The sequence below is a fragment of the Streptomyces sp. NPDC006208 genome, assembly GCF_040613775.1.
In the GTDB taxonomy this organism is placed as follows: Bacteria; Actinomycetota; Actinomycetes; order Streptomycetales; family Streptomycetaceae; genus Streptomyces.
The window spans coordinates 1-3,272 of sequence record NZ_JBEXSW010000118.1; the positions used below are offsets into that span (position 1 = coordinate 1).

2 protein-coding genes are annotated in these 3,272 nt (G+C 70.0%); both read right to left on the minus strand.

What is annotated here, in order from left to right:
• The coding region (locus ABZ208_RS38880; RefSeq protein WP_356914166.1) for a type I polyketide synthase at positions 1-1,892 on the minus strand (1,892 nt) is incomplete at its 3' end.
• Between the two features lie 55 nt (positions 1,893-1,947).
• A partial coding sequence (locus tag ABZ208_RS38885) for an SDR family NAD(P)-dependent oxidoreductase (RefSeq protein WP_356914167.1) occupies positions 1,948-3,272 on the minus strand: 1,325 nt, incomplete at its 5' end.

A 3,272-nucleotide genomic window follows, 5' to 3' on the forward strand; every position in this document is an offset into this window, starting at 1 on the left:
CGCTCCAGCGTCGGTGCACCGTCGATCTCGCGCAGGACGTCGACCACGCGCCAGTCGACGAATGCGGACAGGGCCTGGTCACATGCCGCGATCTGCTCGGCGAACACCGGCGAGGAGTCCAGCAGTTCCACCGCCATCCCGGCCCATTGCGCTCCCTGACCCGGGAACACGAACACCGCACTGCCACTGCCGGCCGCACGACCCTCGACCACATGATCAGCCGGATCACCCGACGACAAAGCTCCCAGACCGCTCAGCAGCGCCCCCCGGTCCGTGGCCACGACCACGGCACGGTGCTCCAACCGCGCGCGCGTCGTCACCGACGAGAACGCCGTGTCCGCGAGCGACACGTCCGGCTCGGCGATCAGGTGGGCGCGCAGGCGGTCCGCCTGCTCCCGCAACGCTGCCTCAGACTTCGCGGACACCACGACAGGCACCGCGCCCAGCGGCCGGGACGGCTCGGCCGGAGCCTCGGCCGGCTCCTCGGCGGGGGCCTCCTCCAGGATCACGTGGGCGTTGGTGCCGCTCACGCCGAACGATGAGACGCCCGCGCGGCGCGGACGGTCCGACTCAGGCCACTCCCGCGCCTCGGTCAGCAGCTCGACCTCGCCCGCCGACCAGTCCACGTGCGGGGACGGCTCGTCCACGTGCAGGGTCCGGGGGAGTACCCCGTGCCGCATCGCCATGACCATCTTGATCACACCGGCCACACCCGCCGCGGCCTGGGTGTGTCCGATGTTGGACTTGACCGAGCCGAGCAGGAGCGGGCCGCTCTTCCGCTCACGGCCGTAGGTCGCCAGCAGCGCCTGCGCCTCGATCGGGTCGCCCAGCTTCGTACCCGTGCCATGACCCTCGACCGCGTCCACGTCGGCCGCGTTCACACCGGCGTTGGCCAGCGCCTGACGGATCACCCGCTCCTGCGAGGGACCGTTCGGCGCCGTCAGACCGTTGCTCGCACCGTCCTGGTTCACCGCGCTGCCCCGCAGCAGGCCCAGGACCTGGTGGCCGTTGCGGCGGGCGTCCGACAGCCGCTCCAGCAGGATCAGGCCCACGCCCTCCGCCCAGCCCGTGCCGTTGGCGGCGGCTGCGTACGCCCTGCAGCGTCCGTCCGGCGAGATTCCGCGCTGACGGCTGAACTCGACGAAGACGTTCGGCCGAGCGAGCACGGTCACGCCGCCGACCAGCGCCAGCGAGCACTCGCCCGAGCGCAGGGCCTTGGACGCCCCGTCCATCGCGACGAGCGAGGACGAGCAGGCGGTGTCGACGGTCACGGCCGGGCCCTCGAACCCGAACGTGTAGGAGATCCGGCCGGACGCGACGCTGCCCGCCGAGGAGATCGTCAGGTAGCCCTCGATCTGGTCCCGCCGGTCGCTCGTGCCCGCCACGAACCCGTAGTCCTGGTACATCACGCCGCAGAACACGCCGGTGTCACTGCCGCGCAGCGACGTCGGGTCGATGCCCGCGTTCTCGAACGCCTCCCACGCGGCCTCCAGCAGCAGTCGCTGCTGCGGGTCCATCGCCATCGCCTCACGGGGGCTCAGCCCGAAGAACTCCGCGTCGAAGTCGCCGGCAGCGTCGACGAACCCGCCCTCCCGGGTGTACGCGGTACCCGGGTTGTCCGGGTCCGGGTCGTAGAGGCGCTCCAGGTCCCAACCGCGGTCGGCGGGGAACTCCGACGTTCCGATGCGCCCCTCCGTCACCATCGACCACAACTCGTCCGGCGAGGTCACGCCACCCGGGTAACGGCAGCTCATCCCCACGATCGCCAACGGCTCGTTGGCCCGGTCCTCGTACTCGCGCAGCCGGGCCTTGGTCTCGTTGAGGTCGACTGCGACCCGCCTCAGCGATTCGACGAGCTTGGTCTGGTGGAGGGCGTTGCTGTCACCACTCATGGCCACGTTCTTTCTGAGGTAGTTCTGAAGTAATCCGGTCTCGTCCGAGCACTCGTCACACCTCGTCGAACTCGGCGTCGATCATTTGCAGGATTTCCATCGCGGAGGTGGCCGCCTCGATCTGGGCCAGGTCGTTGTCGAGCTGCTCGTTGTCGGTGAGCGTGGTCAGCAACGTGCGCAGGCGACCAGCCACACGCTGCTTCTCACCGTCCGCGATCCCCGCGAGCATGTCCTCGAGCTTCTTCAGCTCCTGGTCGATCGGTGGTTCGGCGACGGTTCCGGCCACCTTGGTCAGCAAGAGCTTGGCGATAGCCGCCGACGTCGGGTGATCGAAGATCATCGTCGAAGGCAGTCGCAGGCCGGTGGCCCGGGTGAGCCGGTTGCGCAGCTCGACCGCACTCAACGAGTCGAAGCCGAGCTCCTGGAACGCGCGTACAGGGTCGACGGCCCCGGGCGACGCGTGTCCGAGAACCCCCGCGACCTGGGCCTGGACGAGCTGGAGCACGATGCCTTCCCGGTCTGCGTCCGCCACACCGGCCAGCCGCTGCGCCAGCGATTCGTCCGTTTCCGTACGACGGGCCGACGTACGCACCAGTCCGCGCATCAACGCGGGGAGCACACCCGCCCGCGCCTGCGCCCGCAGTGCGGCCAGGTCGAGCCGCACCGGCGCCAGCAGCGCCGCATCGATCCCAAGGGCCTGGTCGAACAGCTTCAGCCCGAGGTCGGCGGGGATCGCACCGACTCCCATGCGTTCAAGCCGTGCGATCTCGGCTTCGGCCAGTTCACCGGACATGCCGCCGGCGTCCGACCAAAGGCCCCAGGCCAGCGACGTCGCGGCCAGCCCGTCCGCGCGGCGCTTCGCCGCGAGTGCGTCCAAAGACGCGTTGGCTGCGGCGTAGTTGGCCTGCCCCGGCGTGCCGATCAGGGCCGCGACGGAGGAGAACAGCACGAACGCCGTCAGGTCCATGTCCCTGGTGAGCTCGTGCAGGTGCCACGCCGCGTCGAGCTTCGGACGCATCACCCGCTGGATCTGTTCAGGTGTCATCGCGTCGATGACTCCGTCGTCCAGGACACCCGCGGCGTGCACCACACCGGTGAGCGAAGTGTCCAACGAACCCAGCAGAGCGGCAAGTTGCTCCCGGTCCGACACGTCACACGCCTCGACGCGCGCTGCGGCGCCCAACCCGTCCAGTTCGGCGACGAGTTCCGCGACACCCTCGGCCGCCGCACCGCGACGACTCACCAACAACAGCTGCGTGATTCCGTGACGCTCCACCAGATGCCTGGCGAACAGCGCACCCAGACCACTGGTACCACCAGTGATCAGCACCGTCCCGGACGGATCCAGCACCGTGCCCTCGGCCGCCACACCGGCACGGC